The sequence below is a fragment of the Streptomyces sp. NPDC043812 genome, assembly GCF_056436245.1.
The window spans coordinates 1-26375 of the sequence record NZ_JBWKCY010000047.1 but is presented as its reverse complement, the minus strand read 5'-3'; the positions used below and the strand labels follow the sequence as shown (position 1 = coordinate 26375).

26 protein-coding genes and 2 pseudogenes are annotated in these 26375 nt (G+C 67.5%); 18 read left to right on the top strand and 10 right to left on the bottom strand.

The features are described 5' to 3' along the window. Together AC067Z_RS36970 and AC067Z_RS36965 are read left to right on the top strand one after the other, a co-directional pair. A pseudogene (locus tag AC067Z_RS36970) lies at nt 1–120 on the top strand (MerR family transcriptional regulator); the annotation flags it as partial. A gap of 239 nt (nt 121–359) precedes the next feature. Continuing rightward, a complete protein-coding gene (locus AC067Z_RS36965; protein ID WP_008734837.1) occupies nt 360–563 on the top strand; it encodes a cold-shock protein in 204 nt (67 codons plus the stop codon). Between the two features lie 458 nt (nt 564–1021). On the opposite strand, the gene AC067Z_RS36960 is transcribed toward AC067Z_RS36965, so the two are convergent. Both AC067Z_RS36960 and AC067Z_RS36955 read right to left on the bottom strand, forming a co-directional pair. Then, nucleotides 1022–1582, bottom strand: a complete 561-nt coding sequence (locus AC067Z_RS36960) for a hypothetical protein (protein ID WP_478794039.1) — start codon at nt 1580–1582, stop codon at nt 1022–1024. Between the two features lie 1073 nt (nt 1583–2655). Then, on the bottom strand, nt 2656–3885 hold the full coding sequence (locus AC067Z_RS36955; RefSeq protein WP_478794038.1) for a flavin-containing monooxygenase: 1230 nt from the start codon (nt 3883–3885) through the stop codon (nt 2656–2658). A 314-nt stretch (nt 3886–4199) separates the two neighbouring features. On the opposite strand from AC067Z_RS36955, the gene AC067Z_RS36950 reads away from it, so the two are divergent. Together AC067Z_RS36950 and AC067Z_RS36945 are read left to right on the top strand one after the other, a co-directional pair. After that, a complete protein-coding gene (locus tag AC067Z_RS36950; RefSeq protein ID WP_478794037.1) occupies nt 4200–4835 on the top strand; it encodes an ABC transporter ATP-binding protein in 636 nt (211 codons plus the stop codon). Continuing rightward, nucleotides 4832–5644 carry a hypothetical protein gene (locus AC067Z_RS36945; RefSeq protein ID WP_478794036.1) on the top strand — a complete coding sequence of 271 codons (813 nt, stop codon included), beginning with the start codon at nt 4832–4834 and terminating at the stop codon, nt 5642–5644. Before AC067Z_RS36950 ends, AC067Z_RS36945 begins: the two co-directional genes overlap by 4 nt. A gap of 76 nt (nt 5645–5720) precedes the next feature. Here the strand turns inward: AC067Z_RS36945 and AC067Z_RS36940 are convergent. Then, nucleotides 5721–6450, bottom strand: a pseudogene (locus tag AC067Z_RS36940) (IS630 family transposase); the annotation flags it as partial. Nucleotides 6451–6982: 532 nt separating this feature from the next. Between AC067Z_RS36940 and AC067Z_RS36935 the strand changes: the two are divergent. The 4 genes from AC067Z_RS36935 (at nt 6983) to AC067Z_RS36920 (ending at nt 9817) form a co-directional block, all read left to right on the top strand. Then, a complete protein-coding gene (locus tag AC067Z_RS36935) occupies nt 6983–7186 on the top strand; it encodes a cold-shock protein (RefSeq protein WP_067385816.1) in 204 nt (67 codons plus the stop codon). A gap of 331 nt (nt 7187–7517) precedes the next feature. After that, complete coding sequence (locus AC067Z_RS36930; protein WP_478794035.1) at nt 7518–9008, top strand: DEAD/DEAH box helicase; 1491 nt, start codon at nt 7518–7520, stop codon at nt 9006–9008. A gap of 46 nt (nt 9009–9054) precedes the next feature. After that, the gene (locus AC067Z_RS36925; RefSeq protein WP_478794034.1) at nt 9055–9459 is read left to right on the top strand and encodes a CBS domain-containing protein; all 405 of its coding nucleotides are present in this window, start codon (nt 9055–9057) and stop codon (nt 9457–9459) included. 49 nt (nt 9460–9508) lie between these two features. Beyond that, nucleotides 9509–9817: an SCO5918 family protein gene (locus AC067Z_RS36920; RefSeq protein ID WP_478794033.1), complete on the top strand. Its 309-nt coding sequence runs from the start codon at nt 9509–9511 to the stop codon at nt 9815–9817. A gap of 107 nt (nt 9818–9924) precedes the next feature. On the opposite strand, the gene AC067Z_RS36915 is transcribed toward AC067Z_RS36920, so the two are convergent. Together AC067Z_RS36915 and AC067Z_RS36910 are read right to left on the bottom strand one after the other, a co-directional pair. Beyond that, nucleotides 9925–10284 (bottom strand): hypothetical protein, encoded by a 360-nt coding sequence (locus AC067Z_RS36915; protein ID WP_478794032.1) that lies wholly within the window; start codon nt 10282–10284, stop codon nt 9925–9927. A gap of 188 nt (nt 10285–10472) precedes the next feature. After that, nucleotides 10473–10763, bottom strand: a complete 291-nt coding sequence (locus tag AC067Z_RS36910; protein ID WP_478794031.1) for a hypothetical protein — start codon at nt 10761–10763, stop codon at nt 10473–10475. 84 nt (nt 10764–10847) lie between these two features. Here AC067Z_RS36910 and AC067Z_RS36905 point away from each other — a divergent pair, with 84 nt between their 5' ends. From AC067Z_RS36905 to AC067Z_RS36880, 6 genes are all read left to right on the top strand, one after another. Next, a complete protein-coding gene (locus AC067Z_RS36905) occupies nt 10848–12125 on the top strand; it encodes a hypothetical protein (protein ID WP_478794030.1) in 1278 nt (425 codons plus the stop codon). 115 nt (nt 12126–12240) lie between these two features. Next, a complete protein-coding gene (locus AC067Z_RS36900) occupies nt 12241–12381 on the top strand; it encodes a hypothetical protein (protein ID WP_478794029.1) in 141 nt (46 codons plus the stop codon). A 664-nt stretch (nt 12382–13045) separates the two neighbouring features. Beyond that, nucleotides 13046–13258 carry a hypothetical protein gene (locus AC067Z_RS36895; protein WP_478794028.1) on the top strand — a complete coding sequence of 71 codons (213 nt, stop codon included), beginning with the start codon at nt 13046–13048 and terminating at the stop codon, nt 13256–13258. A gap of 552 nt (nt 13259–13810) precedes the next feature. Beyond that, complete coding sequence (locus AC067Z_RS36890; protein ID WP_478794027.1) at nt 13811–14404, top strand: RNA polymerase sigma factor; 594 nt, start codon at nt 13811–13813, stop codon at nt 14402–14404. Then, nucleotides 14404–15072 carry a hypothetical protein gene (locus AC067Z_RS36885; protein ID WP_478794026.1) on the top strand — a complete coding sequence of 223 codons (669 nt, stop codon included), beginning with the start codon at nt 14404–14406 and terminating at the stop codon, nt 15070–15072. Before AC067Z_RS36890 ends, AC067Z_RS36885 begins: the two co-directional genes overlap by 1 nt. Before the next feature lie 317 nt (nt 15073–15389). Next, nucleotides 15390–15575, top strand: coding sequence for a hypothetical protein (locus tag AC067Z_RS36880; RefSeq protein WP_478794025.1), 186 nt, complete (start codon nt 15390–15392; stop codon nt 15573–15575). 200 nt (nt 15576–15775) lie between these two features. On the opposite strand, the gene AC067Z_RS36875 is transcribed toward AC067Z_RS36880, so the two are convergent. Then, complete coding sequence (locus AC067Z_RS36875; protein ID WP_478794024.1) at nt 15776–15967, bottom strand: hypothetical protein; 192 nt, start codon at nt 15965–15967, stop codon at nt 15776–15778. A 461-nt stretch (nt 15968–16428) separates the two neighbouring features. Here AC067Z_RS36875 and AC067Z_RS36870 point away from each other — a divergent pair, with 461 nt between their 5' ends. Both AC067Z_RS36870 and AC067Z_RS36865 read left to right on the top strand, forming a co-directional pair. Then, nucleotides 16429–16989, top strand: coding sequence for a hypothetical protein (locus AC067Z_RS36870; RefSeq protein WP_478794023.1), 561 nt, complete (start codon nt 16429–16431; stop codon nt 16987–16989). Then, nucleotides 16989–17447: a hypothetical protein gene (locus tag AC067Z_RS36865; RefSeq protein WP_478794022.1), complete on the top strand. Its 459-nt coding sequence runs from the start codon at nt 16989–16991 to the stop codon at nt 17445–17447. The genes AC067Z_RS36870 and AC067Z_RS36865 overlap by 1 nt, the downstream gene beginning before the upstream one ends. A gap of 566 nt (nt 17448–18013) precedes the next feature. Here the strand turns inward: AC067Z_RS36865 and AC067Z_RS36860 are convergent. Next, complete coding sequence (locus tag AC067Z_RS36860; RefSeq protein WP_478794021.1) at nt 18014–18184, bottom strand: hypothetical protein; 171 nt, start codon at nt 18182–18184, stop codon at nt 18014–18016. Nucleotides 18185–18496: 312 nt separating this feature from the next. Continuing rightward, nucleotides 18497–20440, bottom strand: coding sequence for a hypothetical protein (locus tag AC067Z_RS36855; RefSeq protein WP_478794020.1), 1944 nt, complete (start codon nt 20438–20440; stop codon nt 18497–18499). 456 nt (nt 20441–20896) lie between these two features. Here AC067Z_RS36855 and AC067Z_RS36850 point away from each other — a divergent pair, with 456 nt between their 5' ends. Together AC067Z_RS36850 and AC067Z_RS36845 are read left to right on the top strand one after the other, a co-directional pair. Beyond that, nucleotides 20897–21226 carry an effector-associated constant component EACC1 gene (locus AC067Z_RS36850; protein ID WP_478794040.1) on the top strand — a complete coding sequence of 110 codons (330 nt, stop codon included), beginning with the start codon at nt 20897–20899 and terminating at the stop codon, nt 21224–21226. Beyond that, on the top strand, nt 21223–22374 hold the full coding sequence (locus AC067Z_RS36845; protein ID WP_478794019.1) for a caspase family protein: 1152 nt from the start codon (nt 21223–21225) through the stop codon (nt 22372–22374). The genes AC067Z_RS36850 and AC067Z_RS36845 overlap by 4 nt, the downstream gene beginning before the upstream one ends. Nucleotides 22375–22763: 389 nt before the next feature. On the opposite strand, the gene AC067Z_RS36840 is transcribed toward AC067Z_RS36845, so the two are convergent. Next, complete coding sequence (locus AC067Z_RS36840; protein WP_478794018.1) at nt 22764–25418, bottom strand: Helicase associated domain protein; 2655 nt, start codon at nt 25416–25418, stop codon at nt 22764–22766. Then, complete coding sequence (locus AC067Z_RS36835; protein ID WP_478794017.1) at nt 25415–25975, bottom strand: hypothetical protein; 561 nt, start codon at nt 25973–25975, stop codon at nt 25415–25417. The genes AC067Z_RS36840 and AC067Z_RS36835 overlap by 4 nt, the downstream gene beginning before the upstream one ends. Nucleotides 25976–26375 lie beyond the last annotated feature (400 nt).

The following is a 26375-nucleotide window of genomic DNA, read 5'->3' as shown; positions in this document are numbered from 1 at the left end:
ACCCCCATCGACGCCGCCTGCCGCATCGTCATCCTCGAAGACCAGCTCGAAGAAGCCCAGCGCATCAACGCCGAACACCGCCGCGCCGCCGAATCGGCGAACCCGACGAACTCGGGCTGAGATGAGCGTGCCCGCCGGTGTCGGCGGGCCCCCGCACGCTCCCGGTACGCGGCGTGATCGTTCCTGTGGTGACGTGGTGTGAGGGCGTGTAGCGTCTGCGGCAGCTGTCGTGGTTCGGAGTTTCCCTTTGCCCACGCTTTTGGCGTGGGCGTTTTGCTGTGCTGTGCCGCAGGAACCAGGGCGATCACCTCTGCCTTCGACATGGAGTGGGAGGCATTCATCGACTGGAAGGCATGACTATGGCTACGGGAACTGTGAAGTGGTTCAACGCGGAGAAGGGTTTCGGCTTCATCGCCCAGGACGGGGGCGGCCCGGACGTCTTCGCGCACTACTCCGCGATCAACTCCTCGGGCTTTCGTGAACTGCAGGAGGGCCAGATCGTGACGTTCGACGTCACCCAGGGCCAGAAGGGCCCGCAGGCCGAGAACATCAACCCGGCCTGACCTCGCAGTCGCTGCCCGAGGGGTCGCGCACCGCGTTCGGTAACTGCCGTTGTTCGTGCCGGCCGTGCTTTCACCCGGACAAGGGGATCCGCTCTCGTGCCGGGCGGCGACACGACCTGTGGTGCACAGGACCAGGGCCGTGCAGCAATGGCTGCGCGGCCCTGATCTGTTGAGGTGCGGGGCCGGCACGACCTCGGCCGGGAACTTCTGAACTCGGTCGCTTCAAGCGTCGTCCCGGGCTCGCTCGGTCGCCCCATCGTACGAGTGGCCATTGTTGAACTGGGGGCCACCACGCTACGGTCCAGGTCGCCGGCGCGCAGTTCGTCGGCGACCGGGGTTGCCGGAAGGTGCGGGAGCACCGAGCCGGATGATTCGGGAAACGAGGCCGGGAACGTGCGCCTCGTGCCGGCCCGGGCGCCGCAAGCCCTGCGCGGCTTGCAGCTCGGACGAGCAGGCGTTCAGACACTCGTCCAGGCTTCGAGGAAGGCTTTTCGTCGAGCGGGATCGTCCGACCCGCGGTCTGCATGCAGGACGCGCCAGGCGGTGAGCTCGAGATCTCGGAGCCATAGTTCTCCGATGACCTGTGTCTTGAGGTCGGGAAAATGGTCGGACTCGGCGAGGGCTTGACCGATCACCTCTCCGGCTGCGACGCGTTGGGGCGGGGTCATCTCATCGACAGCCGAGAGGATTTGTCGGGCCAGGGCGTTTCCTTCTCCTGTCAAGGAACGCAGCACCAGAGCCTTGATGTTGACGGGTAGCAGGTACGCGGTGCCCGAAGACCTCCACAGGTCCGACCAGAAGCGTTCTCCTGCCTTGGTGGGGGCAGGCAGCGCGGCCAGCAGCCCGAGGAGGTGGCCGGTGGCCGCATAGCCATCGGAGTGGGCAGCTGCGACGACTGCGATGCCGGCGACGCCCTGCACATCGAGGTGGGCGGCTTCCCGATGCGGAGCCAGACCCAGTTGGTGTTCCAACTGGTCGGTGAGGGGGCCGGCTAGGTGGAGGCGGACCTCAGGAAGCATCGGCGATCCTTGCGCGCAGGGGAGCGGGGATTCCGCTCGGGAGCTCTGATCGTTCCCATGAGCAGCCGATCTACTGACCGCGACGGGCTCGGGCACTGGCGAGGCATCGCGCCACGCGCGAAAGCCGTCCGCTCCTCCGGCCTGCAAGTCGACCGCTCCCCTGATGCGGATCAGGACCCTGACCTGAGATTCTCTGCCCGAGATGGCCGGGTGGGTCAGCACGTCGCACGTACCGCCCACTCTGCACGTAACGCACATCAGCAGCGCGCCCGATACGTCCCTTGCGTGCCGCTGACCTGCGGCTTTCATTCACATGTTTTCGGTACACGTTATTGCGATGACGTCGCACGTGGAGTGCGTCGCGATTCTTGAGCCCGCTACAAAGGGGCTCTGACCTGCAGTTTTTCTAGGTTGCTCAGGCGCGTCCGGGTGCGCTCGACGTGTTCCCCGAAATGCACGACGTGGAACGTGTCCTGGTGCCGGGGAGTGGGCTTGACCTGCGGCTTCGTGGGCGTCTCGCGAGATGATGGACGCGTTCTCCTCGGTCCGTGAGGGCGCACGGGAAACCGTCCTGACGCTCATTTGATGCTGGTTCCGACGGAGCGTCAGGCGGGTGACGCTGGTCTGGCGGTGCGTGGGAACGAGGGGCGCGTATCAGAGCGTCATCAACGGTACGAGGGTGAGGCAGGTCGTCACTGGGCGCCGACCGGCGCCGGCCCGGCCTGCCGCAGTGGCGGAGCCAGGGTGATGCCTACTGCCCAGGGGCAGCGGACCGAGCACCGAGGTCGCGGTGAGACCGCCACCTACGTCACCGAGGAGCATCCGCACTCTGTCCCGCGTCGGGACAGCCGACCTTCTCCTCGTCGGGACGGCCTCCACCCGCTACAGGGCACGGGCGCGATCCACTGGCCGCCTCCATGGCGGCGGCCCGTCGCCGTCACCTGACGAGAAGGAGGCTGGCAGGTCCTGGCCGGTGGCCCAGGAGGCCAGGGACTGTGTCGCCGAAGGCGCGACGCCATCCACTCGCCCTGCGGGGGGGCAAGCCGCTGAAGGGCCGAGCTTCCGAGGCCCCGTCAACTCGAAGCGTGCCCTCTGTGGAGTGTGTCGGCGGTGCGGTCGCCCACGCGGGGAGAGGGAAGGGGGGCCCGCACCGTCTCGCATCGCAACGCGTGGGCGATGGCGCGCGCTTCGATGCCAGCCTGACGAAGGCCACCCGTGAGTGGATTGGTGTATCCGGCGAAGTAAAGGTGTGCGGCTTCGGGATGGGTCTGTGCCCCTACGGCGAGGGGTTGCCCGTCCTCGTCGAGTACGCCCAGGGACCCGACCAGGTCGTGCAGGTTGGGCCGGTACCCGGTGGCGGCGATGACCGTGTCGGGTCGCAGTCGGGTGCCGTCGGCCAATATCACGTCGGGGCCGTCGAACGCCTGGACGGCCGCGACCGGCTCGACCCGCCCGGACCGGACGGCGTCCACGAAGCCGTGGTCGAGCACCGGGTTGATCCCTTCGCGGGCATTGCGGGTGTACAGGCCCGTGCGAGGCCGCGGCAGCCCCCGTGAGGTCAGGTCGGGCACCGCGAGACGTTGCGTGAGCAGGGAGGTGCGGTCGCGCCACGCGAGCGGGAGGACCTCCGTCAGCCGGCCGACTGCATGCCATCGGGCGCTGGAGCGGGGCAGGATGTTGGGTGGGGTACGGACTGCGATCCATACCCGTTCGGCTCCGGCCCCGGCCAGGACGCAGGCGATCTCGGTACCGCTGTTACCGGCGCCGACCACCAGGACGTGCTGCCCGCGGTAGGGGGCCGGAGACCGGTAATGAGCCGAGTGCAGCAGCGTTCCGGTGAACGTTGAACGCCCGGGCCAGTGGGGGACGTTCGGGGTGTGGCAGCGGCCGGTGGCCACCACGACGGCGCCGGCGGGCGCCGGGCCGTCGGGGGTGTGGACCAGCCATTGTGCTCCCGAACCTGGCTCGGCCCGTACGATGCGCCGCACCGGGGTGGCCACCCGGACGTCGAGTTGGTGATGGGCGACGTAACGCTCCAGGTAGCGCACATAGTCGTCCCGGTTCACCCACGGGCCTGCTTGGCGCGGCACCGACAGGCCGGGGAGGCTCGAGGTGCCGGGAGTGGTGTGCAGGCGTAGATGGTCATAGCGCTGCGCCCAGCTCGCTCCCACTCGGTCCGATCGTTCCAGGATCACGGCCGGCACCCCGGAGCGGCGTAGTAGTGCGGCGGCCGCAAGACCGTGAGGGCCGGCTCCGATCACGATCGTGGAAGTGCTGATGTTTTGCTGTGGTGTCGGGGGCATCGCCTCCTACAACGGCGGACAGCGGCTCACGTCACGCTCGACGGGGAGGCACAAAGCCTGCGGAGTGGCGACGTCGGCTGTTCACCGGAACAGCGGGTGGCCGCCGTTACACCAGCGGTACGGACTCGTTGAACACTGGGCGGCAGCACGCCGCCTTGCGCAGGGGGCCGCCCAGGGCCCGGATCGTCCGGCCGAGCGTAGCTGAGCGGCCATGGGCCGGACAGGCCAGGGGACATGAGCCTGCGCGCGGCCCGGCCTCTGCGGCGGGCTCCGGGCCGGCTCGCTACACCTGTCCGATCTTTCGAGGGGCTCATGTGCAGGCAGTAACGGCGCGCCACCGGCCACGGCTGCGGATCAGCGGAGTCTGCAAGGCGTACGGAGGCAGGCAGGTCCTGCGCGACGTCGACCTTGATGTGCCCGCCGGGACGCTGGTGGGAGTCGTCGGCGAGAACGGCGCGGGCAAAAGCACTCTGCTGCAGATCGTCGTAGGAAACCTTGCACCCGATCGCGGAACGGTGACAAGGACCGGGGCGGTCGGGTACTGCCCGCAACGGACGGTACTGAACGATGCGTTCACCGTCGGACAGCATCTGCGGTTGTTCCAGATGGCCTACCGGCTGCCGACGCTGGAGCGCGTCGGGGAGCTGATGGAGCTGCTGGCACTGACCGGCTGCCGGCGACAGAAGGTCGGCGAACTCAGTGGCGGAACCCGACAGAAGCTGAACCTCCTGATCGCTCTCATACACGAACCGCAGTTGCTGGTCCTGGACGAGCCCTACCAGGGCTTCGACTGGGACACCCATCAGCGGTTCTGGTCCCTGGCCACTGATCTGCGTGATCAGGGCCGGTCGATCATCGTGGTTTCGCACCTGCTGCACGACCTGCACCACTTCGATGCGATCGCGCATCTGCGCCAGGGCCGTCTGCACTTCGAGGAGACCGACCGTTGAGACTCTCCTGGACGGCATTCACCGAACTGCTGCGCTGCACTCTGCTGGGCCACCTGCGCAACCGGCTGGCCCTGGTTCTGGCGGTCGCGTTCATCCCCATCTGGATCGCTGTGGCACGCCTGTGCACCTCCGACCAAGTGGTGCGCATCTGGCTGGACGCCATCAGCGCACCCGTTTCCGCTCCCGCCAGCCAGTTGGGCCAGGTGGCCAGCGCGCTGGGCGCCATCACCATGGTCGCCGGCTTCATCACCTTCACAGAGACCTTCCAGTCCCGGCAGATGGACCGCCGCCTGCTGCTGGCCGGTTACCCCCGGCTGCCGATGCTGCTGGCGAAACTTGCTGCCGTCGCCCTCACCGCCGCCCTGCTGGCCCTCTACACCACGATCCTGCTGTGGATCTCCCTGCCCGTACGCCACGCAGGTCCCCTGGTGCTGGCCCTTGCGGGTGCCGGCCTCGCCTACGGCGGCATCGGGCTTCTGCTCGGCTCTCTGGTCCGCGGCGAGCTGGAGGGCTTCTTCCTCATCATCATGCTCAGCCTGGTCGACACCGGCCTGCAGAATCCCGTCTTCAACACGCTCATGGATGTGGCAGGCGTTTCCGCGCTTCCTCTGTACGGCGTGAACCAGCTGGCGCTGAGCTCAGCCCTCACCTCACACGTCCCCTGGTCCCACGGCCTGCTCTCCCTCACCTGGTCCGCAGCGACCGGCGCCCTGGCGCTGCTCGTCCTCCACACCCAGCGCCCTTCCCGCTCTCCGTGGTCCCGCAGGACGTCGACATCACAGCCACGGCCCGCGCCCGACGGGAGGTGACCACGGCCGCCGCCACCATCGCCCTGCGCGGCTCCACCCCCGCCCCGCCACCTACGACATACGGCTACTGAGGTTTTCAGGGTGGGGTCGGTGCGGTGAGGGTCAGGCCGGTGGTGGTGAGGCAGCCGTCTATGAGGTGGGGCCGGAGCTGGATTCTGCGTAACTCGCGGCGAAGTATGCGGTCGAGGTCGTCGGACGTGTTGAATGCGGTGTTCGCCATCGCTCGCCGCAGCAGTGACCAGACGGCCTCGACGGGGTTGAGGTCGGGTGCATACGCCGGGAGACGGATGGTGGTGAGCCAGTCGTGTTCGGCCTCGTACCGTTTCAGCTTGCCGTGAGATGGGTGTTGAGAATGTCCCAGACCACCACGATCGGGCCGCCGAGCTGGATGTGGGCCCGTACCAGCAGGTCTCGGTAGTCCTTCCAGGAGAAGCTCTTTCTGGCGCCCTTCAGCAGCAGGTGGTGGCGGGGCCGGTAGATGAGGCGGCTTTGCCCGTCGGGGTTGTAGCAGCACAGCGCGGCGACCGAGGTTCTGCGGCGGGATCTGCCCCGGACCCGGATCACGGGGGTGTGTCCGCGCCGGCCCCAGGTGCGGGCGCGGGGCGGCGTCATGGAGAATCCGGCTTCGTCCTCGAAGACGATCCAGCCCCCGTGGGCCGCCGCGAGTCTTTTACCCGCGGCCACACCTCCTTTTTCCACAGCTCGACGGCGTGTTCGTCGCGCTCGAGGGCTCTGCGGGCGGGTGCCTGCCAGGACCAGCCGTGCCGTTTCAGCAGCCGCCACACCGTTGCCACCGACAGACTCAGCCCGAACAGGATGCCGTGGTCGCCCCGACGCGATCCATGGTGACGTCTCCGCACCGGATCGAACGCTCGACTACTGTTTCGGACGCGGCGATCAGCGCAGCTCCGCCTCAGGTTGTTGGCTGCTCTTGGCCGCTGTTCAATGCGACCTTGCGGACAGCCGCGCACGTCAGAGCGCCCTGGCGGCCTTGGTGCGTTCCGCTCTTTCTGGAACGTTGCACCGCGAGTGAGTCAATATCTGTGTTCTTGAGGTGAGAGTTTGGCGGACCACGCCGTGAGAGTTTGACGGACGATGCGGCGAGAGTTTTTGCCGCAACGAGTGGAGTGGAATTACTTAACCGACGCGGGCCGTTGCGGCGTGCTATGGTCCATCTCAGTTGCAGTTGTGGTTCCCGAAACTTCAAGTGCTCCCACCCGGCTCTTGCCGGGGAGAGTGCTTTTGTGTTTCCGGTCATTTTCCGGCGGGGTAATCATCGCGGCGACACGGTGTCCGCGCAGTGTGGGCGCCGGCGTACTGCCCCCAAGGAGATATGACATGGCTGCTGGTACCGTGAAGTGGTTCAATGCGGAAAAGGGTTTCGGCTTCATCGAGCAGGACGGTGGCGGCGCTGACGTGTTCGCCCACTTCTCGAACATTGCGGCCCAGGGCTTCCGTGAGCTGCTCGAAGGCCAGAAGGTGAACTTCGACATCGCGCAGGGCCAGAAGGGCCTGACGGCCGAGAACATCGTTCCGGCCTGACAGACTTGTAGCTGGGGCCCGCATCCTTCGGGGTGCGGGCCCCAGCTACAGCCATTTCCCGCGGCGGTTTCACCCGCGGGACGGCGCGGAGGAATCCGCAGTCTCACCACACGCGACTCCTCCTTCGGGGATGCAGGCGCATCCTGAAGAGCCACACCGCACCTCGACGCCCCGGACTTTACGTCCCCACTGCGTCACCTATTTCAGCATTTACGCCCGCACGGATTCCCGTCGGCCGGATTTGCTTTGACGTCGGTCCATGCTTGTAATTCCGTGCTGCTCATCGCTTGCGGGAATTCCTTGATATGTGCCGCATCGAGGAAGGTTCCGCATGAACCGCACACGTACGAACGGCCGCTCTCCCCGCACTCGTAATAGCAGTGCCGACGCGGGAAGGGGTGGCAGCCGCTTCGGCTCGCCGGCACCGCGCCGTTCCGGCGGCCCGGCCCGTTCCGGCAGTTATGGCCGCCGGCCCGCCGCGGTACAGGGTGAGTTCGCGCTCCCCAAGACGATCACCCCCGCGCTGCCCGCCGTTGAGGGCTTCGCCGATCTCTCCATGCCCGAGCAGTTGCTGGCTGAGCTTGGCCGGCAGGGTGTGAGCGCGCCGTTCCCGATCCAGGGTGCGACGCTGCCGAACTCCCTGGCGGGCCGTGACGTCCTGGGCCGCGGGCGCACCGGTTCCGGCAAGACCCTCGCCTTCGGCCTCGCCCTGCTCGCCCGTACCGCCGGACAGCGTGCTGAGCCCCGCCAGCCGCTGGGGCTGATCCTCGTACCGACGCGTGAGCTGGCGCAGCAGGTGACCGACGCGCTCACTCCGTATGCCCGATCTCTCAGGCTGCGGCTGGCCACGGTGGTGGGTGGGATGTCGATCGGCAAGCAGGCCGGCGCGCTGCGAAGTGGCACTGAGGTGGTCGTCGCGACCCCTGGCCGACTCAAGGACCTCATCGACCGTGGCGACTGCCGGCTGAACCAGGTCGGCATCACGGTGCTGGACGAGGCTGACCAGATGGCCGACATGGGTTTCATGCCGCAGGTCACCGCGCTGCTCGACCAGGTGCGTCCGGAGGGGCAGCGGATGCTGTTCTCGGCCACCTTGGACCGCAACGTCGACCTGCTGGTGCGCCGCTATCTGACCGACCCCGTCGTGCATTCGGTCGACCCATCGGCCGGTGCGGTCACCACGATGGAGCACCACGTCCTGCACGTCCACGGCGCTGACAAGCACGCCGCCACGACCGAGATCGCCGCTCGCGACGGTCGGGTGATCATGTTCCTGGACACCAAGCACGCCGTCGACCGGTTGACCCAGGACCTGCTCAACAGCGGGGTACGTGCCGCCGCGCTGCACGGCGGCAAGTCGCAGCCGCAGCGCACCCGCACGCTGGCGCAGTTCAAGACGGGCCACGTCAGCGTGCTGGTAGCGACCAACGTCGCGGCGCGCGGCATCCACGTCGACAACCTCGACCTCGTCGTCAACGTCGACCCGCCGACCGACCACAAGGACTACCTCCACCGCGGCGGACGCACCGCCCGCGCCGGCGAGTCCGGCAGCGTCGTCACCCTCGTCACACCGAACCAGCGCCGAGACATGGTTCGCCTCATGTCTGACGCCGGGATCCGGCCGCAGACCACCCAGATCCGCTCGGGCGACGAGGCCCTGCACCGGATCACCGGCGCCCAGGCCCCCTCCGGCATCCCGGTCGTCATCACCGCACCGGTGGCCGAACGCCCCAAGCGCAGCTCCTCGCGAGGCCGGCGCCGCCCCTCTGCGACAACCCGCCGCGCGCCGGTACGCCAGTCCGTCTTCGGTGCGGCGGCCTAGAGCCTTCGTGATCAGGAAGCTGACCCATCTCTGCAGGAGGCACCTTTTGACGCTGGTTCAGATGCAGCCCCGCCCGGCGAGCGCCGGCCCCATGCACAAGACGGTCGCTGAGGTCATGGACGCGGCCGGACCGCAGGTCTGTGACGACATGAGCGTCGAGGTTGCGCTATCCGTCATGGCCGCCGCCCGCACGGGCCGGCTGGTCGTCTGCGACCAGGACGGCCAGTGCACCGGACTGGTCACCCGGAGCGAACTCACCGCGGTCCGCGACAGTTCCGCTTACACGGACCGCGTCCGCCTGCGCGACCTCCTAGGCGACCACGGGGTGATCGCCTCACCCGTGACCACGATGGCCGAAGCCGAGCACGCGATGCGCTCCCGCCGGCTCGGTGCCCTGCCGGTGGTCGACGGGCAAGGCAACGCCCTGGGCGTCCTCGCCCCCTCCCGCTGAGCCGCCTCACCCTGGTCGGACCGCTCTCCCCTTCTCCCTGTGAGGCCACATGCGCTGCGTCATCGCCCGCTTCCCCTTCGAGCTCACCAAGAACGGCGTACTGGAATCGATGAAGGGCATCAAGCCCGAACCCGGCACCGGCGAATCCGTGATCATCGGCCGCCGCCACTACCCCGTCAAGCAAGTCGGCCAGGTCATCACCCGCCAGGACCGCCGTGACTTCAGCGCCGGCGAAGTCCTCCGGGCCATGACTCAGCTCGGCTTCACCTGCCGCACCCTCCCCAAGGCCGCACCCGTACGCATCCTCAGCTCGCTCCACCAAGCTTCCGCGATGCTCGGTACTCCCGTGTCCGTCTGACCGGGGGAAAAAGGCACGAAGCCGACACCTGAACAGCAGTGTGGGCCCGACCGGCGCGCGCCGACCGGGCCCACACTGCTTGCAACGGGGTCCGTCGCAGTGGCTGCTCAGTGGTCGGAATAGCTGAAGTCGCCCACGGTCCAGGCGCTGACGTCATCAATCGCCACACGGTACATCCCGCCTGTCTCCGGGATCCCGACCGTGCCCTGCAGGATCCGGGCGACATGGAAGTGCAGATGAGTGGGCGGCCCGTCCTTCTTCGCGGGGGTGTCGAAGACGGCGGAGAACTCTCCCAAGCTTGCGGAATCAGTCAGCACATCCGACACCCTCTGCCTCCACATTGCTTCGGGAGCCAGCCGACCGGTGATGACAGCACCACCGGTGACCACGGTCAGGGACATCTGGTTGCTCTGCCCGGACTCCACCAGGGCGGCGACGTCAACGAGCAGTTCGTCAGGCTTCGACATGAGGCAGATTGTATTTACTGGCCATCCAGCTCTCTGAGCGGTAGTGACAGCGGGGGAGGCGGGCGTTTCACGGTACGGGCGTATGAGGGCCGGCGGGTGACAGCGGTGGCGTGGGCGAGGCGATCAAACACGTGCCCGTCCGGGCACTGCGGGGAATATTCACCCATCACGACAGCAAGCGCTGAAGCTCAGACCCTGCTCCAGGCGTCGAGGAATGCTTTGCGTCCTGTCGGATCGTCGGACCTGCGGTCTGCGTGCAGGACGCGCCAGGCGGTGAGCTCGAGATCTCGGAGCCATAGTTCTCCGATGACCTGTGTCTTGAGGTCGGGAAACCTGCGCACCCAGCATGTCGGCCGGTCAGCGAAGCCTTCACCCTCACGCCCGACGATGCGCTGAACGGCCACGGCCCCGAGGAGGTCTATGTAGAGGCGAAAGCCGCCTTCGCCCGCCGCATCCGTCTGCTCCAACAGGCCGGCCACGGCGACGACACCTGGCCGGACAGCGTCGTCGCCGACGCACCCCGCTACTACGGCGCAGGCATCGAGCACGCCCCCCGGCAGCCGGTGATCTACCACCACATCGCCGCGCTCGCCGACGTGCTGGCACACGCCAACCCCGACTTCGCCCTGAAGGACCACCCCATGGAGGTCCTGCTCGCAAACGAAGAGGAGTACGTACGGCGCATCGTCGAAACCCGCCTGCCCGAAGGCACCGTCGACGACAAACTGATCCGCACCCTGATCACCGCACAGTTCCTCGCCGGCGCCCAGACCGCCAGGGACGGACAGGCAGCCGTCCGAGCCGCATTCGACGTCCACCACCGCGGCTATGGGATCACCGCCCCTCCCGACGCGCGCCAGCTGGCAACGCTCGACGACGTCCTGGCCGCCGCCTACCCCGCCACCGACGGAGCCCACTGGGGCTCCGTCGGCGAGCCACTGGCCGCCGCTCTGCTTGTCGAGGTCGAGACCGACAGCGCAGGCGAGTTCATCGAAACCTTCCTGCAACACGAGTCCCTCAAGCCCGAGCAGCGCCACCAGACGCTCAGCACCATCGCCCGTACCGCCCAGGAGCAGCCCGAACTCGCCGCCGGTGCCCATCGGGCCGTCGCCGCCGACCCGGAACGTCTCCTGCCGCTCGCGGCCCAGACCGTCACCGCCGAACTCAGCACTGACCGGGCCCGGCAGTGGCTTGCCGACCTCGAGCAGACAGTCGCCGACCGAGCCGCGCAGCCCGACGCCGATCCCGACACCTACGAGTGGGCCAGCAGCCTCATCAGCGAAACCCAGGAGCGGACAACCGATGACAGGGATGAACTGGAGGAACTCATCGGCCCGAGCCTCACTCCGGAGGCCAGCGCTTCGAACCAGCCGGAACCGGATGCCGGTCCAGGTCTCGCCTCCGTCGATTCCCGCCTTGTCCTGGTGAAACCACAGGTGGGCTGGCTTACCCGGACCGTCGTCGCCCTCCTTGCCCTCTGCCACCTGATCCTGGTGGCAGGCGTCCCCTCTGCTGTCGCTCTCGCAACCGGCATCGGGGACGACGGGTGGGTCCTGTGGTTCTTCGTCCCCCTCAACGTGTTCATACACCTGACCGTCGCAAGCGTCTTCGGGGGCCGCCAACTTGGTGACCTCCCGCCCGCCTGGATCCTGCCGCTCTTCGCGATCGGGTTGACGACCTTGTCCGGTCTCATGCTCGATCAGCACTGGCCACCGCCCGGTTACCTCCCGCCGTGGCTCCTGTGGCCCGCCCTCTTCACCCCCGGTCTCGCAGCCCTGTCCTTCGCCTGGCGCATCTGGCTCGGCCAGCTGCAGGAAACCCGGCGGTCAGCCACGGTCTGAAGACAGGCATGCCCGCCCGCGATCTGCGGAGCCGCGCAGGCAGGTGGCGATCGACGCGCATGACGTGCTCCTGGCTTGGAGATCGCCTCGCCGTCCACGCGGGTCAGGACCGCCGATGAAGCCGTCCCTGTGCGCGGCGGCCGGGATCGCCCACTACTGGCGCCTGGACCTCGAATCCGTACTGTGTCTCTACCTCGGCACCCCGCAGCGGCGGCGGCTACGAGGAATTCGTCTGCCGGTGTGGTGGCGCGCGTGATCCCGGTGCGGCATGCGGTCGGTGGGGCGGGGGTGTGGTTGCTTGTCGGGACACGCCGTACCCCCCCACGGCGTGTCCTGCGCCCGGGTTCTTCTCATTCCGGGGCCGTACGCGTTGCGCCGCCCGGGCGGTGCGCCGGGGTGTCGCCGGCGCCGGTCACGGGCGCCGATGGGTGCTGCGGGGTTGTATGTCGGGTGACACGGGAGGCCTCCCCCTGGGGTGTCAACGGCACGGCCCCTGGCTTCCTCTTCTCGCCGGGGCCGTGTGCCGTGTCCGGCGGCGTGCCGCAGGTTGTGTCCGACGGTGCCTGTGGCACTGGTCCTCGCCGGCGTCCGCGTCCACGGCCCGCCCGTGTCCGGACGAAGGTGAGTTGGGTTCCGGGCGGCGTGTGACGGCCTGTGCCCGGAACCCAGGGTCCCGCCTTCCACGAGGCAGCAGACGACCTGAAGGGCGGGAGTCCTCACTGTGCAGCACCCACGACGGCTGTGCGGGGAAGCCGGAGGGCGTGTCACCGGGCCGCCTGTGTGCGATGCGTGACCGAATGTCGCAGGCCAGACACCGCAGCGGTTCCCGCCATCGTTGCCCAACACCGCCCGGTTCACCCGTCGTTCCCGCTACACCAGTGAGGGCGTGTGTTGTCGTGAAGGGGCAGGGGGGCGGTCGGATGCTGACCATCAACGTGGCGGTGCTGCTCGCGGTCATCGTCTTCTTCCGGCTGCGTCGCCGGACCGAGGCACGCTCCCGGTTCGACGAGAAGCTCACCGTCGTCCTGGTTCTGTCCCTGGGCGTGCTGCTCGCACCGACGCCGTTCGGGCAATGGCTCGCGGGCGTCCTCGGCCAGCTCGCCGGCGGCATCACCGAGGCCAGCGCCGAGTAGCCGCTCACGACGAGCACACAGGCCGACCCCGCGCCGCAGGCGCGCACCGAACCCGTGAGCATGTGAGCTTGTGAGACGAACCCCCTGTTTCTCCTGGTGAACGGCCGAACCTGTGAGCCGATGAGCCTGTGAGGCCGGCCCGACCCAGGCTGGGTACTCGCACTGCCGCGTCGACGCGTGCCTCGGCGTCGTCGGCTGACGTTCTGCGGTGTCGAGGATGTGGTCCTACTCAGGTTCTGCGCACTGTGATCGGTTGTGACCTGTACCACTCGGCGTGTGGGAAGGGGGCTGGTTTTCGAGGGGTGGTCCGTGAGCGTTACGCCTGATCAGAGCCGCTTCAATCTGATTTGTGATCTTGCGCGCTGTGGTGTGTTCGGTGCGCTCCGTGACTTTTCTTGGATGGGGCGTGAGTCTTTGGAGGCCGTTTTCGCTTGAGTGGTCGGCAGAGGGCAACCCGCCCTCGGGCGCTGTGAGTTGGCGTCTGGTCCTCGAGGAAGAGGAAGCCCGTGACGAGAGCCGTGTCCCTGGACGCGCGGTGTGCCGGAGGTCTGTGTGCGTGATGACCAGGCCCGTCCCGCCGGCGCGCCCGGCCCGTTCGGCCACCGCGTGAGTGAGACGCTCGACCTCCCCCTCGACTTCGAGGGATTTGTGCTGGGCCACCAGGTGTTCTTCCACACCTATGCCGAGATCCACCTCGGCAGCCGCCACAGCGCCGAGGCAGTGGTGCACGAGGTCTTCCTGGAGATACGCGCCGCCTGGCACGGGCTGCTCCAGGAGGACGAGCTGGAGCGCCGCACCCTCGCGGTCCTGCACCGCCACGTCGCCAGCCGGCTCGCCCGCGAAGGCCGCGACCCCGCCTACATCATCAACGGCCAGATCAACCAGCGGCTGCGCGCCCTGCGCGGCGAACTCGAACTCTCCGACAGCCGCCTCGGCCTCTACGCGGCGATCTCCGAGCTCCCGGTGCGCCAGTACACCGTGATCGTGCTCCGCTACCTCATCGGCTACTCGACCAAACAGGTCGCCCGTTTCATGAGCCTGGACGAGCGCACGGTCGGCTACCACTGCCGCAAGGCCAAGGAACGCCTCGGCAGGAAGCTGGGCCTGCCCACCCGTGCCGCCGTCAGCCGGAAGGGACAGCAGTAATGCCCACCATCGACGACCTCCTCGAGGACGCCGTCGTCCCCGTTACCCCGGACACCTCCTACGACGTCGGCGCAGCCCTGCGCCGCCTCGCCGCGGACGCCCGGCGCCTGCCCGGCCATGTGAGCGAGGTCGACGACACCGCCCAGGCCGGCCACCGCCTCTCCACCGTCTGCCGATGGGTGATCAACGCCCCCGGCGCCGCCCGCCACATCGGCGAACTTGCCGACGCCCCCCACGACACGCCCGCCGCCGCACCGGATGAGTTCGACGTCGAAGGCGCCTGCGTCTTCGCGTGCCTGCTCCTGCTGACCGGGCACCCCGAGTCCGCCCAGTTCTGGTGGCAACTGTCCGCCGGCGCCGGGCACCGCCTCGCCGCCTACTGCCTCCACCTGCACCACCTGTCCTTGGGGGAGACCAGGGAAGCGTCGCACTGGCGGCACGAAGTCACGACCTCCCGCACGGGCACGCGCGGCATCGACGACGTCCTGCTCGACTGCCTCGGCACGGTCGCCGCCTACGTCCGCAAAAACGGCTCCGTTTCCAGCATGCCGCCCACCGGCCGCCTGGAGATGGAAGTTGACCGGCTCGCCGATGAAGGCGGCTGCGCCATCGTCCGCCGCCCCGACCGCCGCCTGGCCGAACAGCTCCGCGACTTCACCAGCCGCTGAGAGTGACGCGATCCCGCGACATGCACCCTGTTGTGGCGCACGTCACATCGTTGCCCAGCGTGAGAACGGGCGAGTAGATGCGAATAACTTCTACTTCCCTCAAGAAAAGTAGAAGCAATGCCACTCAGTGTGACCGAGCCGGATTGACGGCTCGCAGTCCCGATCGAGTGATGCCGGTTCCAGGGGTTTTTATCACCACCCCCTCAGTAGAATCCTGCCAACGCGAAGGAGCCCTGTACCCCGGTGGTTTCTGAGGCCATTACCGGGAGGGCTCCTTGCGTGACTTCCACACGCCTGCATGACGAAAGGAAATCTCTATGGAGCAGAGTACCCAGAAAAAGGGTTCACAGGAGCAGCCTGCACCCCGAAAGTGGCGTGACCTGCTCCGGAAGGCAGCCGCACACCGGCGCACCGCCCAGACGCACCTCCTCCGCGGAGCCGCCTACTCCCTGGGGAGCGGCGCGGTCAGCCTGCTCCTCCTGTGGGCACAGAGCCGCTTCTGAGCCCCGCGGGCCGCCGCCACCTGACGGCGGCCCCATTCCCAGCCCGCCGCATGTGTTTCCCCAACGTCGTCATGGGCGGTCCTCCGTGCCAGACCTTCAACTGCCAGCAGTCCCCGAACGGGGTGGCATCCAGCTCAGGCAGGCCGCGCGCTGAAAAGGGCGTGGCTGCTGCCCCTGTGCAGCCCTGCGCTTGTGGCTGGCTACTCGATCTCTTCGTGATAGCGGGCGGCAAGGCGTGTCCCGAGGCTGTCTGCCCAGGCCCGGATCCAGCGGCGGAGCTCGGCGACGACGCCCGGTGCCATGCCGTACGCCGTGAACTCGGCTGCTTCCAGGCGGGCGTGCAGTTCCTTGAGGTCGAAGTCGTCTTCGTGTTGTGCGCCGAGGAATTCCATCTCGAGGGTGCTGGCGAGGTGGCGGGCGCTGAAGACGTCGATGAGGCCGCGGGGGGAAGCCGCGGTCGTGCACTGCCCGTGTCTTGAGCCCGATCGTGTCGTCGAGGGAAAGCACCGGCCCGATACCGGTCAGTTCGTTGGCGGTGGTGGCTGGGAGTCTGGGCGTAGGGGCAGGCATGAGGAGTTGCTGCGCGGGCGGGTCTAACGGAGCGGCCCACGACACGGATGCTGCCTGCGGAGCCGCCGGCGAGGGTTGCTCGAGCCCATTCTGGCCGCGGCTCGGATTGTTCCGTCTTGTACATGTCCGCTTCGTGGGTTCTTAGGGGCGGTTGAGGCTCAGATCTACCTCAGATACCACGTGGAACTGTGTGCTCCGCTGTGCACGGTCTGTAGTTTCGTCACGTCAACGCGGCCGATGGAAGTTCGACTGTTCTGCTGGCCGCATAGCCGCAGGGGCGGAATTGACCATCCGTCCCCAGGTAGTTGAAATTGGGGGAAAAATGAAGCGTTCCGTAATTACGGCTGTCGCGATATTCTCGATCGCCGCTGGTGTCCCGGGCGTTGCCCATGCGGACTCGTCGCCGGATCCGTCGCCCGCCGATGTCTGTGACGGGGGCTGGAAGGTCGACATCTACGCGCAGTCGAAGAAGCACCTGGGGAAGGGGCCGAAGTACAAGGACGGCCCTGGCGGGACGATGGTGCTGACACGGAGCGAGGCGGGGTCGGCATCGACCAAGATCACGGCTGGCGGCGGGGTGACGGTCAGTGGCATTGTGGCCGAGGCGAAGATTGAGGTGAGTCGCGAATCGGTCAAGGAGGTGTCGTGGGACACGCAGCACCAGTACCGCCGCAACATCACCCGCAACAAGTTCGGCAACGCCCAGTACGGCTCCTGGGGCCACAACGTCAAGTGGCAGAAGTACTACCAGTTGCCCAACTGCAGGAAGACTCAGATCACCTACGGCACCGCGGACATCGCCAACACGACGCACGGCTTCAGGTACTGGGAAACGAGCTCCTGATGCGCGCCCCTGCAGCAGCAGCCGTCTCGGCCCTTCTCGCGCTCTCCCTCGGAGCATGCACGACCAACGACCGGGACTCCGACCACCCGAGCCCTCCCGAGGAGTCGGCGTCTCAGCCGGCACCGATCCCCACCGAACCCCTGATCTCACCAGAGGTGGAGAAGGGCTTCAAGGAGACTCTCTCGGACGGGCCGCGCAGGGGGGACCGCCAGTTCGGAACCGTTGAATTCCCGAAAGGTGAATCCTGGGTCAAGCTGAACTGTTTCTCAGACTCGAAAACCGTTCAGCTGAAGCTCTCTCTGGAATCCATCGGCGAGTACACCGTGGGATGTTCCCACTCCAGAGTCGAGAAGAACGCGAACCAGCTCAATCTCGCTACGAGCCGCAAGCTCCACTTCACCATCGAAGCAGACAAGGAAGCTCGCTGGATAGTCAGCATCCAGGCACCCCAGAAGTAGCGGTTCCGGAACCGGATGGCCGTCACTGTCCCAGCTGCCGTCTGGACCTGGCAGAAGTGTCACCGGAGGCGAAGACGCACCCGTGGCGTCGCATCGCCGATGCCGACGGGTAAGACGAAGGGGCCCTGAGCCGGGCACGGTCAGGGCCCCCCGAGCATGCTTCCCGTGGGGACGGATGTGTGCACGCGTCGAGGTGTACAACGCGTGGCAGGCCGGCCGGTCACGCTGCTTGGACTTGCCAGCCTCCCCTGCCGATTGTCAGTGCAGCGTGGGACTCTTTGAGTACGCCAGCGACGGAACGAGCGGAGTGTTGAGGTGCATGCTATGGCCGTGCGTGTTCGGCACACAGATCCGCCCGTGCCGTCTGGGTGCCGGTGGTGTGGTGAAGGGCAGGCACGGACGGCGATGGGTGTCTTCCGTGGGGGTGCACTCGTGGGAGGCAGCTACCCGTGAGCAACGTCAGAAGAGGATGAAGGCCCGCCGTTCGCTGCGGCTGGCTCATTCGTCCTTTGACCAGTAGCGCAGCCCCGCCTGGCTGGCTACCTTGATCGCGTCCTGGAAGGTCTTCACGAGTGCCGGCGGAACGTATCTGAGGGGTCGCGCAGCCGGTGGGTCAGCTCGACGACCATCTGCTCCTTGGGAGCACAGTTGGCCTGCTCGCGCAGCATGCTGTAGAGCGCCTTGCTGAACTTTCCTGTGCCGCGAAGGCCCTCAACGTCCTGGGGGACAGCGCCCATGGTTTCCGTGGCGTCGCATGGCGCAGGCGCTGGGGGCTGGTGCCTCGGTTCGCTCCGGATCGCGCGCACGATGGCAGAGAGCCTTGGGCACCGCACCGCGGGGACCGGCAGCGCGCTGGGCCACGCCGGTCAGCCCGCAACTACCGGCTCCCGGGCTTCACCCGGCGAGGTGCCGTTCTGAAGACCCTTGCAACCTGTTCTTGAAACCCGGACATGTCTGACTGGGCAAGCGGTCCGAAGGCCGACGAGGCCTGTGCCGGTGTCCTGGCCACGGGGACCGGTCGGGCCGGTCGGTGTGGATATGGTCGACGGTCAGCCCACGGGCGTCGGGTCGGGTTCGATGCGCCGGGCCAGTGAGCATGACGGCGAGGGGGCGCCGCACATCTTCACGGTGTCCTTGTCGACGACTTCGAGGACGACGGCGTGTGCCTGGTAGAAGCATCTCTTGCCGTGGACGTAGACGGAGATCGCGGTGCCGCGGAACTTGTCCCCCTCCGCGCGCAGCCGAGCTTCGGCAGGATCGGTGGGAGGACCGTAGTCCTGCTGGCAGCCCTGAGCGCCGCCGCCGTGGCTGCTGAAATTTGTCATGGTGACGGTGTATTCGCCATCGTCGGCTTCAGCCACGCGTAGGTGGATGCTGGTGTCCGGCAGCGGACCCTCGTACGTGCCCGGGAGCCCGCTGCCCGCCTGCTTGACCTGCTCGCAGAGTTCGTCGCCGGTCTTCGCCTCGGCCAGGAAGTGGCTCTTCTTCATGCCGCCGGTGAGTGCGACAGTGAGGCGGCGGGCTCCGGAGCGGTCGGTGAACTGGCATGAGCACTTCTTCGGCTGGAGGCAGTACCACTGGGTCTGCTCCTCACCCGCGTCAACGACGTCGTCCGTCTTCTTGGCACCGCCTCGCCAGGCCAGCCCTCCCTGCCCCTTCACCGTGATGCGGACCGCTTCGACGTCCTTGCCGAGGGGTACCACCCTCTTCTCGACCGCAGGTCTGGCGTCGATGGTCTCCGTCCTCGTCCCGAGAGGGAGCCGCATGGGGGGCTTCGGTTGGAACTTCCCGAGCCCCGGCCCTGTGGTGCGCCATTCGCGTCCTAGCGCGGCGTCGCCGACGAAGCCCCTCGCCCATTCGGTAAGGAACTTCCGACCGTCGGGCGTAGTGGCGTTGCCCACCACGTTGAAAGATCCCCTGTACCCGTCCGCCAACAGCATCTCGTCGATGACCGTCCACGATTGGTCGTAGCCGAGGCTGGTCTCCATCTGCGCGAAAAATCCCACGTTGCTGTAGCTCCTGGCGAACAGGTTTTGATCCAAGGCTTTCGTGGGATCTGCGGCATTCAAGGTGTAGGGAGTGAAGTATTTCGGCCAGAACCCGACGCCGGTCGCCTTGTACGCGCCCTCGTGCGTGTACTTCATACTGGCCCATTCGGCCGATCCATCGGCGATCCACCACGGCATGGCCGAGTACTTCTCGAGGCCGACAAGGTGCAGTTGGTGGCAGTGGAACAGCTCGTGGGCGACGTCGGCCACGATGCGGGCGTCGGAGGCATGTGTGGGAGGCTTTCGAAACTTCTGGACGAACGGCCGGTAGAAGGTGATCAGACAGCCTTCCCAGGGCCCGTCCTCGCCGGTCGGGAGGAACTGGGGAAGCGGTGGGTTGCCTCGGTACACGAAGGGCCCGGTGTAGGCCAACGCCCCCGCCCCGGTGTGCATGATGGGGCTGGCCCTCGATGTTGTCACCTCCAGCGTGGGAGGAAAGCTCACCGGATACCGCTCGCGGAATTCTGTGGCGACCGTGTTGACGAGACGCCGGATCTGCGAGGTGACCGGCTCTGCGCGGGTGCCGGGAACGCGCGGCACCGCCGACCCGGCTCGCCCCGCCGGTCCCGCGGAGCCCTCCGGTGTGACGACGACGTAGCGGCGGACGACGTCTTGCTGCTCGTGTGACAGCTCTTTCCAGTACGGGCCGATCAACCGCATCACCGGCGTGGCGGATCTCGTGCCGATCTCGTCGGCGTCCACTGCCCGACCGCCGGGGATGGGACCCATAATGGAGGCGAAAGCGTCGAGTGCCAGCTGACGGCTGGGCCCGTCGACGTACTGCCGTTTGGTCAGCACCTCCCACGCCGTCGGCTTCTGACCGGCTGTCGGTTCCCCTTCGTCGCCGGAGAGCACGGTGACCACCGTGACTGCAACGGCGGCGAGGACCAGGAGCACCACGGTGGTGACCAGCACGAGGGCGCGGCGTGACAAGCGAGAAGTCATGTCCCCACGCTGGCCTCGGAACGCCTCGGGCGCCTGTACACGAGGTCCGACAGAGTCAGTCGCCACCAGACCGACCCGGCGGCTGGCTCCAGTTGCGAGCCTCCGCGCGTCGGCCGCGACTCGGCCGCATGAAGCCGGAGAGCGAGTGCCAGACCACATCGTCATCACTCATCTGCCCATGAGTGGGGAGCGTTCCTGACCTTCACAACCGTCCGCGTGTGGGGGATTCTCGCTGTCCACCGTCACCCGCGCTACGAGGGTCCGTACGGCCCAGGGCTACGAGGCGGCCTTCACCGTCGAGGCCTGACTGCGGGTTCGGCTGGGTGAACGGCGAGTTGCAGCGTCTCCGGCCTGAGGTCCCAGGTTGTGGCGGAAGATGGAGGGTGCATCGTCATCGGGAATGGTGCACGGGCAGTGGGGGAGGCCTTGGTGCGTTTAGAGGTGTGGGTGGAGCCGATGGTGGGGGAGTTGCGTTCGTTGCAGGGCTGGTTGGGGTCGGATCCTGATGTGCGCAGGTCTGCCGTGGTCGAGGTACGGGGGAATGCGCCGCGGCCGGGGGAGATGGGCACCGCACTCGACATGCTGCAGCTGGTGACGGGGAACGGGTGGAGCGCGGCATCGTTCGTGCTTGCGCTGGTGGCGTGGCGGCAGACCCGGCCGCAGCAGCCGCGGGTGGAGATCCGCCGTGGTGACACGGTCGTCGTCCTCACGGACTGCTCACCCGAGGAGATCGAGCGGGCGACCAGAGCGCTGGACGCCGCCCCGGACGAGGACCGGGACGCATGAGTGTCCTGCCCGACCCGGGGGCCTCACGGGCGGTGCTGATCGGCACCAGCTGCTACGACCACCTTGAGCAGTTGCCGGCCGTCTCGAACAACCTGACCGCCCTTGCCGACCTCCTGACCGGTCCACTGTCCCTGCGCATGCCCGCCCCGCACGTGACCGTCATTGAGAACCCGCCTGCCCCGGCCACCGTGATGGAACCGCTGCGCCAGGCGGCCGCGGAGGCCACCGACACCCTGCTCGTCTATTACGCTGGCCACGGCCTCATCGACCCCCAAGACGCGCTCACTCTCGCTCTGCCGCACACACAACCCGACCGGGTCGAGACCTGCCTGAACTATGACTGGCTGCGCCGGATCCTTCTGAGCTCCCGCGCGGAGCGGCACATCGTCCTCCTCGACTGCTGCTACAGCGGTCTGGCGCTCGGCAGGATGAGTGCCTCGTCCAGCCTCGCCGACCAGGCCGCCGTCGAGGGCAGTTTCCTCCTGGCGGCCTCGGCCGAGACCCGCACGGCCCTGGCACCGGTCGGAGACACCTACACGGCGTTCACCGGCGCGCTCTTGGACACCTTGCGCCTCGGCATACCTGACGGCCCACCCCTGCTGGACCTGGGAGCCGTCTACCGGCATCTGCGGGTGACCCTGGAAGCCCGCGGACACCCCGTCCCGCAGGCCAGGGACCGCAACAGCGGCGCCCGTGTGGCACTCGGGCGCAACCACGCGGCTCTTCCTGCCCCACTCCTCACCGTTGGGGTGCCTGCCGAGGCCGGGCAGCGTGTTTGGCCCGATCCGCATGCGATCCGCACCGTCACGGGGTTCTTCACCGCACTCGCGGACGTGCGGGTGACCAGCGGGCTGACCCATCAGGCAGTCAGCCGGCGCTCGGCGGGACGCATCTCGGCCGGCACTGTCAGCACTCTGCTGAACCGCCGTACCCTTCCCACGACGTGGGCAACGACAGCCGCTTACCTGTCGGCCTGCGGCGTCCCTGACGGCCAGATCACGCAGTGGCACGCCATCTGGCAGCGGCTCCGCGACGAGGCACCGACCGCAGACACCGCGAGCGAGGTCGTCCAGCAGGCAGAGGAGCCTCGAACGAAGAGGTCGTGGCAGCGGTCCTTCTCTGTCTTCCGCCGCGAACGACGTCACTGACCCACAACGGCAGGGGTTGATGACGCCGACGGCTGCGGCCGGGGAGCGTCAGGACGCTCCGCATCATCCCCGAACAGCGTGTTCCAGCCGGCGATAGCCAACAGCACGGCCACCAGGACGACACCCGTGGACGGTTTCTTCCACCGGCTCGACGCCGATGACGGCTTCACGTAATGCCCTGCCCGGTAGTGCCCCTTGCGATTCTGAGCCACAGGTCCACATCCCCCGATGCCGCCGTCGACCGATACGCGCACGAGTGTCCCAGTGACCGGCCCACCATGGTTCTGGAACCGATGAGCACGGCTGATTCTGCATTCTGGCGGCCGGGCCGCGACGCCAGCATCTGGCCGACCGTCCTCCATGTACTTCTCGGAGTATCGGCCTGCCGCTTATGCCCAGTCGATGCCGAGGTGGGTGAGTGCGGCGCGTTGGGGTGGGGTGAGCTTGTCCCGGCGGGTCTTGATGTTGCTGTACCAGACGCCCAGCTTGTGTTCGTGCTCTTGGCTGTTGATGACAATTGGTTCGACGTGCCCCCTCGGCACTGGCTTTTGGGGACCCTCGCGGGTGATGTACTGGGCGAGGGCGGTGATGCCGTGTTGGAAGGCCGCCGACAGCTTTCCCTCTTCCTGCGCTGCAGCTCTCTTGTCGGCCGCCGGACGTTGGGCGGGTGTCACGCCCAGATTGGAAAGCCGCTCCTGCTGTTCGTCGGAGAGCTGTGCCCAGGTGTGTGCTTCTCGTTGCCGTGCGAGCCAGTGTCCGAGGTCGTCGCCTTCGTAGGTGACGCCGGGCTGGATGTGGGGGAGGAGGCCGCCGGGTTCGTCTGTGGCGAGGTCGCGGAGGATGGCGTAGTGGCGTTGCCAGTCAACGGGCCAGGGGCAGTTCCAGTCGGGGTCGATCGCGCTCAGCTGCTCCGCACGCCGGGCGGCACGTTTGGGATTTTTGCCGAGGCCGCCGGGGCGGCGGAGGTTGACCAGGTGCTGTCCGATGGGCTGTTGGTCCGTGTCACTGGTGCCCCAGAGGGTGGTCTGTTTGGGGGCGAGGTGACCGTGGGCGCGGTGGTAGGAGCGCAGGAGGGCGAGTTTGGTCTCCCATACCTCGTCGGCGGGGTCCCACACCATGCCCTCTTCCTCGAGGAGCGCCCGCCGGTGCTCGTCCAGTTGCCCCGTCTTGTAGGTGCGGCGCTGCTCGGACACCCAACGCCCGAGCGGGAAACGGGTGACACCGAGCGGGACCTCGGTGTCGTACGGCACGGCGTGCAGGCCGGTGATGTCGTTCTCGGCACGCCAGCGGCGCAGGGCTTCGAATCCCTCGAGCCAGACGAGGGAGTCGGGTCGGATGACGCGGGTGCGGACGAACGCGGCGATCGTGGCCGGGTCCCTTGGTGAGGCGAAGTTCAGCAGCACCGACTCCACGCCGGTGTCCCGCACCAGGGAGCTGTCTTCTTCGTCCTGCGCCTGGCCCGGCTCGATGATGTGACCGTCGGCGTCGCGCTGCAGGTGGATCCGGCGGGTGGTCTGCTGCCGGCGGGTCAGGGCGCGGGAGGCGAGTTGCTCGACGAGGCGTTCCGAGTGACTTCTCAGCCCTTGAAGAAGGTCGACGAGGGGCTGATAGCTGGCGGAGGCGACCATGTGGGTGGGGTCTTCACCGGGTGCGAGGAAGACGGGCACGATGATCCTGGCCACCTTGGTGGTGCCGTCCGGGTTCGGCCTGAGCCCGCGCCCGATGTTCTGCACGATCTGCACCATCGAGCCGCGTGAGCCGACGATACAGACGGCCTCCACTCCGCGTTCGCCGACGATGTCGACGCCCTCGCCGAGTACGCGGACGGATGCGAGGAACGCCCGATGGACACGCTTTCCCTCGGCATCGATGCCGTTCGCGAACTGGCGGATGACGTCACGTCGCTCGGCCACGAGGTGGTCACCGCACAGCCACTGGGCCCAGACCCGGTCCGGCGGCACGTGCCGGTCAGGTTCCAGCTCGCCGGCCTGCGCGCCGATCGGCGACGGCGGGCGCGTGTCCGCCTCGCCGAGAGCGTGAGCGGACACCTCGTCGTGGTACAGGTCCGCTGCCGTCGCGGGCAGGTTCGCGGCGAACGCGCGAGCTTCTTCGACCTGCTGGTGGAAGGTCATGACGGTGCGCAGGTTGTGCCGGGCGGCGTGCTCGAGGAGCGCAGCCTGCAGCAGCGCCAGGCGCCGGCCGCGCATCGCGTCGGGGGAGAGGCCGATGTAGTAGTCCGGATCCTCGATCTCCAGGACGTCGATCTCGAACGGCGCGAGGATGCCCCGCTCGATCGCCTCGGACAACCCGAGCTCGTAAATCCACTCCCCGTACGGGCCGTACGGGTCGCTGGCCATCGACGCAATCTCCAGCTCCTGGCCATCCCTGCCCCTGGGCGGCCGGGCCGCAGCCAGGATCCTGGGGGTGGCCGTCAGATAGAGCCGGAAGCCCACCGGAACACGCTTGTTGTCGTGAATCGCGGCCCAAGGCCGGCCGACGTCCCCCGCGGTCGAATGCGCCTCGTCCACCACCGCCAAGTCGAACGGCTCCATGCGCTGCCCATACAGCAGCGCACCACCGGCCAGAGCCTGCTCGATCGGCCCGCGCCCCTTCCCTTGACCAGTGACATCCCCCGGATCCTCCCGATCGACCAGGGAGGCATACGTCGCCAGCACCACGACCGCCCCGGCGCCGGCCCACAGCGCCAACTGGATCGGGTTCGTCGTCGTCCGCACCCCAAGCTGCTCCAGGACCTCGTCCTTCTCCAGTGAGCAGACGGCCACCATCGGGCCGTTGTGGCCGATCCGGCGCCACGCCTGGGCGGTCTGCACGAGCAGATCGAGGGTGGGCACCATGACGAGGATCCGACCGCCCCCGAAGCACTCCCGCGCGGCCGCAGCAGCGGTGTACGTCTTACCGGAACCGGTCGCTGACACGACAGTGGCACGAGCGCCCTGAGCAGGTACATCTGACCTTGCAGGGAAACCGACCCAATTCCGGATACGCGAATTTGCTTCTACCTGATGCTCTCTGAGCCTGATCACGCGGAATCCCCGCCCTTTTTCCGAACTGTCCAAGCAACCAACCGCTTCCACCTCGGCCCCATTGCCGGCGCGGCTGCCGAAGGCACAAGAGGACACTGCATCTTGCCGCCCGCCGGTAGCTCGTCCTCGAAGTCACACGCAGCCACCGCCCGGTATCCGGCACGCCACAGCGTCTCGAGCACCACCGTGACCGCAGCAACCACCTCTACGCCCCCTGCACCGGGAGACGCTTCACACTCAACGACAAACTCCCAATGCAAGAAACCCGAACCTGACCCGGCCACCCTGGCTGTCGCGTAGTCGTTGTGCGCAACAGCCAGGTGCATCGGACCCACCCGCAGGACCCCGGGAGCCTCACCGCCGTAGGCCACGGAAGCCAGGCGGTCGACCAGAACTGATCGATCCTGCGCATCGACATAGACCGCGCAATCCGTGTACGAAACCTTCGCTTCCGACACCTCGGATACCCTCGATCCGTTCGCCATCGAATCCAGCAGACCTCCATCTCGAACCGAGAGGATGTTCCCTACTTCCCTCAACTCTACATGCTGCATCATCTGAGAACATCGGTAGCCAGGGCGCTCGCGTCCCCCAGGACTTCTCCATAGGGACACTCCACGTTCGGAGTAAGCCACGGCGCATGACGTCCAGTCAGCCCCTTCGGCGAGCACTCGATCGACGTACCCCTCCTAGCCAGCTGCCGGCGGAGCCGGCCTTTCGGGCCGGGAGCGGAGCGGACGGGCCCATCAAGCCCACAAAGTGGGCGGTTGAGCAGGGCGCGAGAGCGCTCCTCAACAGGCGTGCGAGCGAAGCGAGTTCGCCAGGCCTGAAGCGCAGCGGAAGGCCGGCCGAGACGAAGTCGAGGCCACGGCCCGCGGAGCGGGCCGTCAGCCGGTCGAGCGAAGCGAGACCGGATCGCTGGCATCGCGCGCAGCGCGATGGGACCCGCTCCGCGGG

Excerpts from the sequence above, each read along its gene's own strand:
- AC067Z_RS36835 (WP_478794017.1), bottom strand. The coding sequence starts at position 25,975 with ATGATGCAGCATGTAGAGTTGAGGGAAGTAGGGAACATCCTCTCGGTT.
- AC067Z_RS36850 (WP_478794040.1), top strand. The coding sequence starts at position 20,897 with ATGGTGGGGGAGTTGCGTTCGTTGCAGGGCTGGTTGGGGTCGGATCCT.
- AC067Z_RS36860 (WP_478794021.1), bottom strand. The coding sequence starts at position 18,184 with ATGGGCGCTGTCCCCCAGGACGTTGAGGGCCTTCGCGGCACAGGAAAG.
- AC067Z_RS36865 (WP_478794022.1), top strand. The coding sequence starts at position 16,989 with ATGCGCGCCCCTGCAGCAGCAGCCGTCTCGGCCCTTCTCGCGCTCTCC.
- AC067Z_RS36855 (WP_478794020.1), bottom strand. The coding sequence starts at position 20,440 with ATGACTTCTCGCTTGTCACGCCGCGCCCTCGTGCTGGTCACCACCGTG.
- AC067Z_RS36885 (WP_478794026.1), top strand. The coding sequence starts at position 14,404 with ATGCCCACCATCGACGACCTCCTCGAGGACGCCGTCGTCCCCGTTACC.
- AC067Z_RS36955 (WP_478794038.1), bottom strand. The coding sequence starts at position 3,885 with ATGCCCCCGACACCACAGCAAAACATCAGCACTTCCACGATCGTGATC.
- AC067Z_RS36965 (WP_008734837.1), top strand. The coding sequence starts at position 360 with ATGGCTACGGGAACTGTGAAGTGGTTCAACGCGGAGAAGGGTTTCGGC.
- AC067Z_RS36935 (WP_067385816.1), top strand. The coding sequence starts at position 6,983 with ATGGCTGCTGGTACCGTGAAGTGGTTCAATGCGGAAAAGGGTTTCGGC.
- AC067Z_RS36920 (WP_478794033.1), top strand. The coding sequence starts at position 9,509 with ATGCGCTGCGTCATCGCCCGCTTCCCCTTCGAGCTCACCAAGAACGGC.
- AC067Z_RS36900 (WP_478794029.1), top strand. The coding sequence starts at position 12,241 with ATGAAGCCGTCCCTGTGCGCGGCGGCCGGGATCGCCCACTACTGGCGC.
- AC067Z_RS36845 (WP_478794019.1), top strand. The coding sequence starts at position 21,223 with ATGAGTGTCCTGCCCGACCCGGGGGCCTCACGGGCGGTGCTGATCGGC.
- AC067Z_RS36895 (WP_478794028.1), top strand. The coding sequence starts at position 13,046 with ATGCTGACCATCAACGTGGCGGTGCTGCTCGCGGTCATCGTCTTCTTC.
- AC067Z_RS36960 (WP_478794039.1), bottom strand. The coding sequence starts at position 1,582 with ATGCTTCCTGAGGTCCGCCTCCACCTAGCCGGCCCCCTCACCGACCAG.
- AC067Z_RS36915 (WP_478794032.1), bottom strand. The coding sequence starts at position 10,284 with ATGTCGAAGCCTGACGAACTGCTCGTTGACGTCGCCGCCCTGGTGGAG.
- AC067Z_RS36930 (WP_478794035.1), top strand. The coding sequence starts at position 7,518 with ATGAACCGCACACGTACGAACGGCCGCTCTCCCCGCACTCGTAATAGC.
- AC067Z_RS36875 (WP_478794024.1), bottom strand. The coding sequence starts at position 15,967 with ATGGAATTCCTCGGCGCACAACACGAAGACGACTTCGACCTCAAGGAA.
- AC067Z_RS36880 (WP_478794025.1), top strand. The coding sequence starts at position 15,390 with ATGGAGCAGAGTACCCAGAAAAAGGGTTCACAGGAGCAGCCTGCACCC.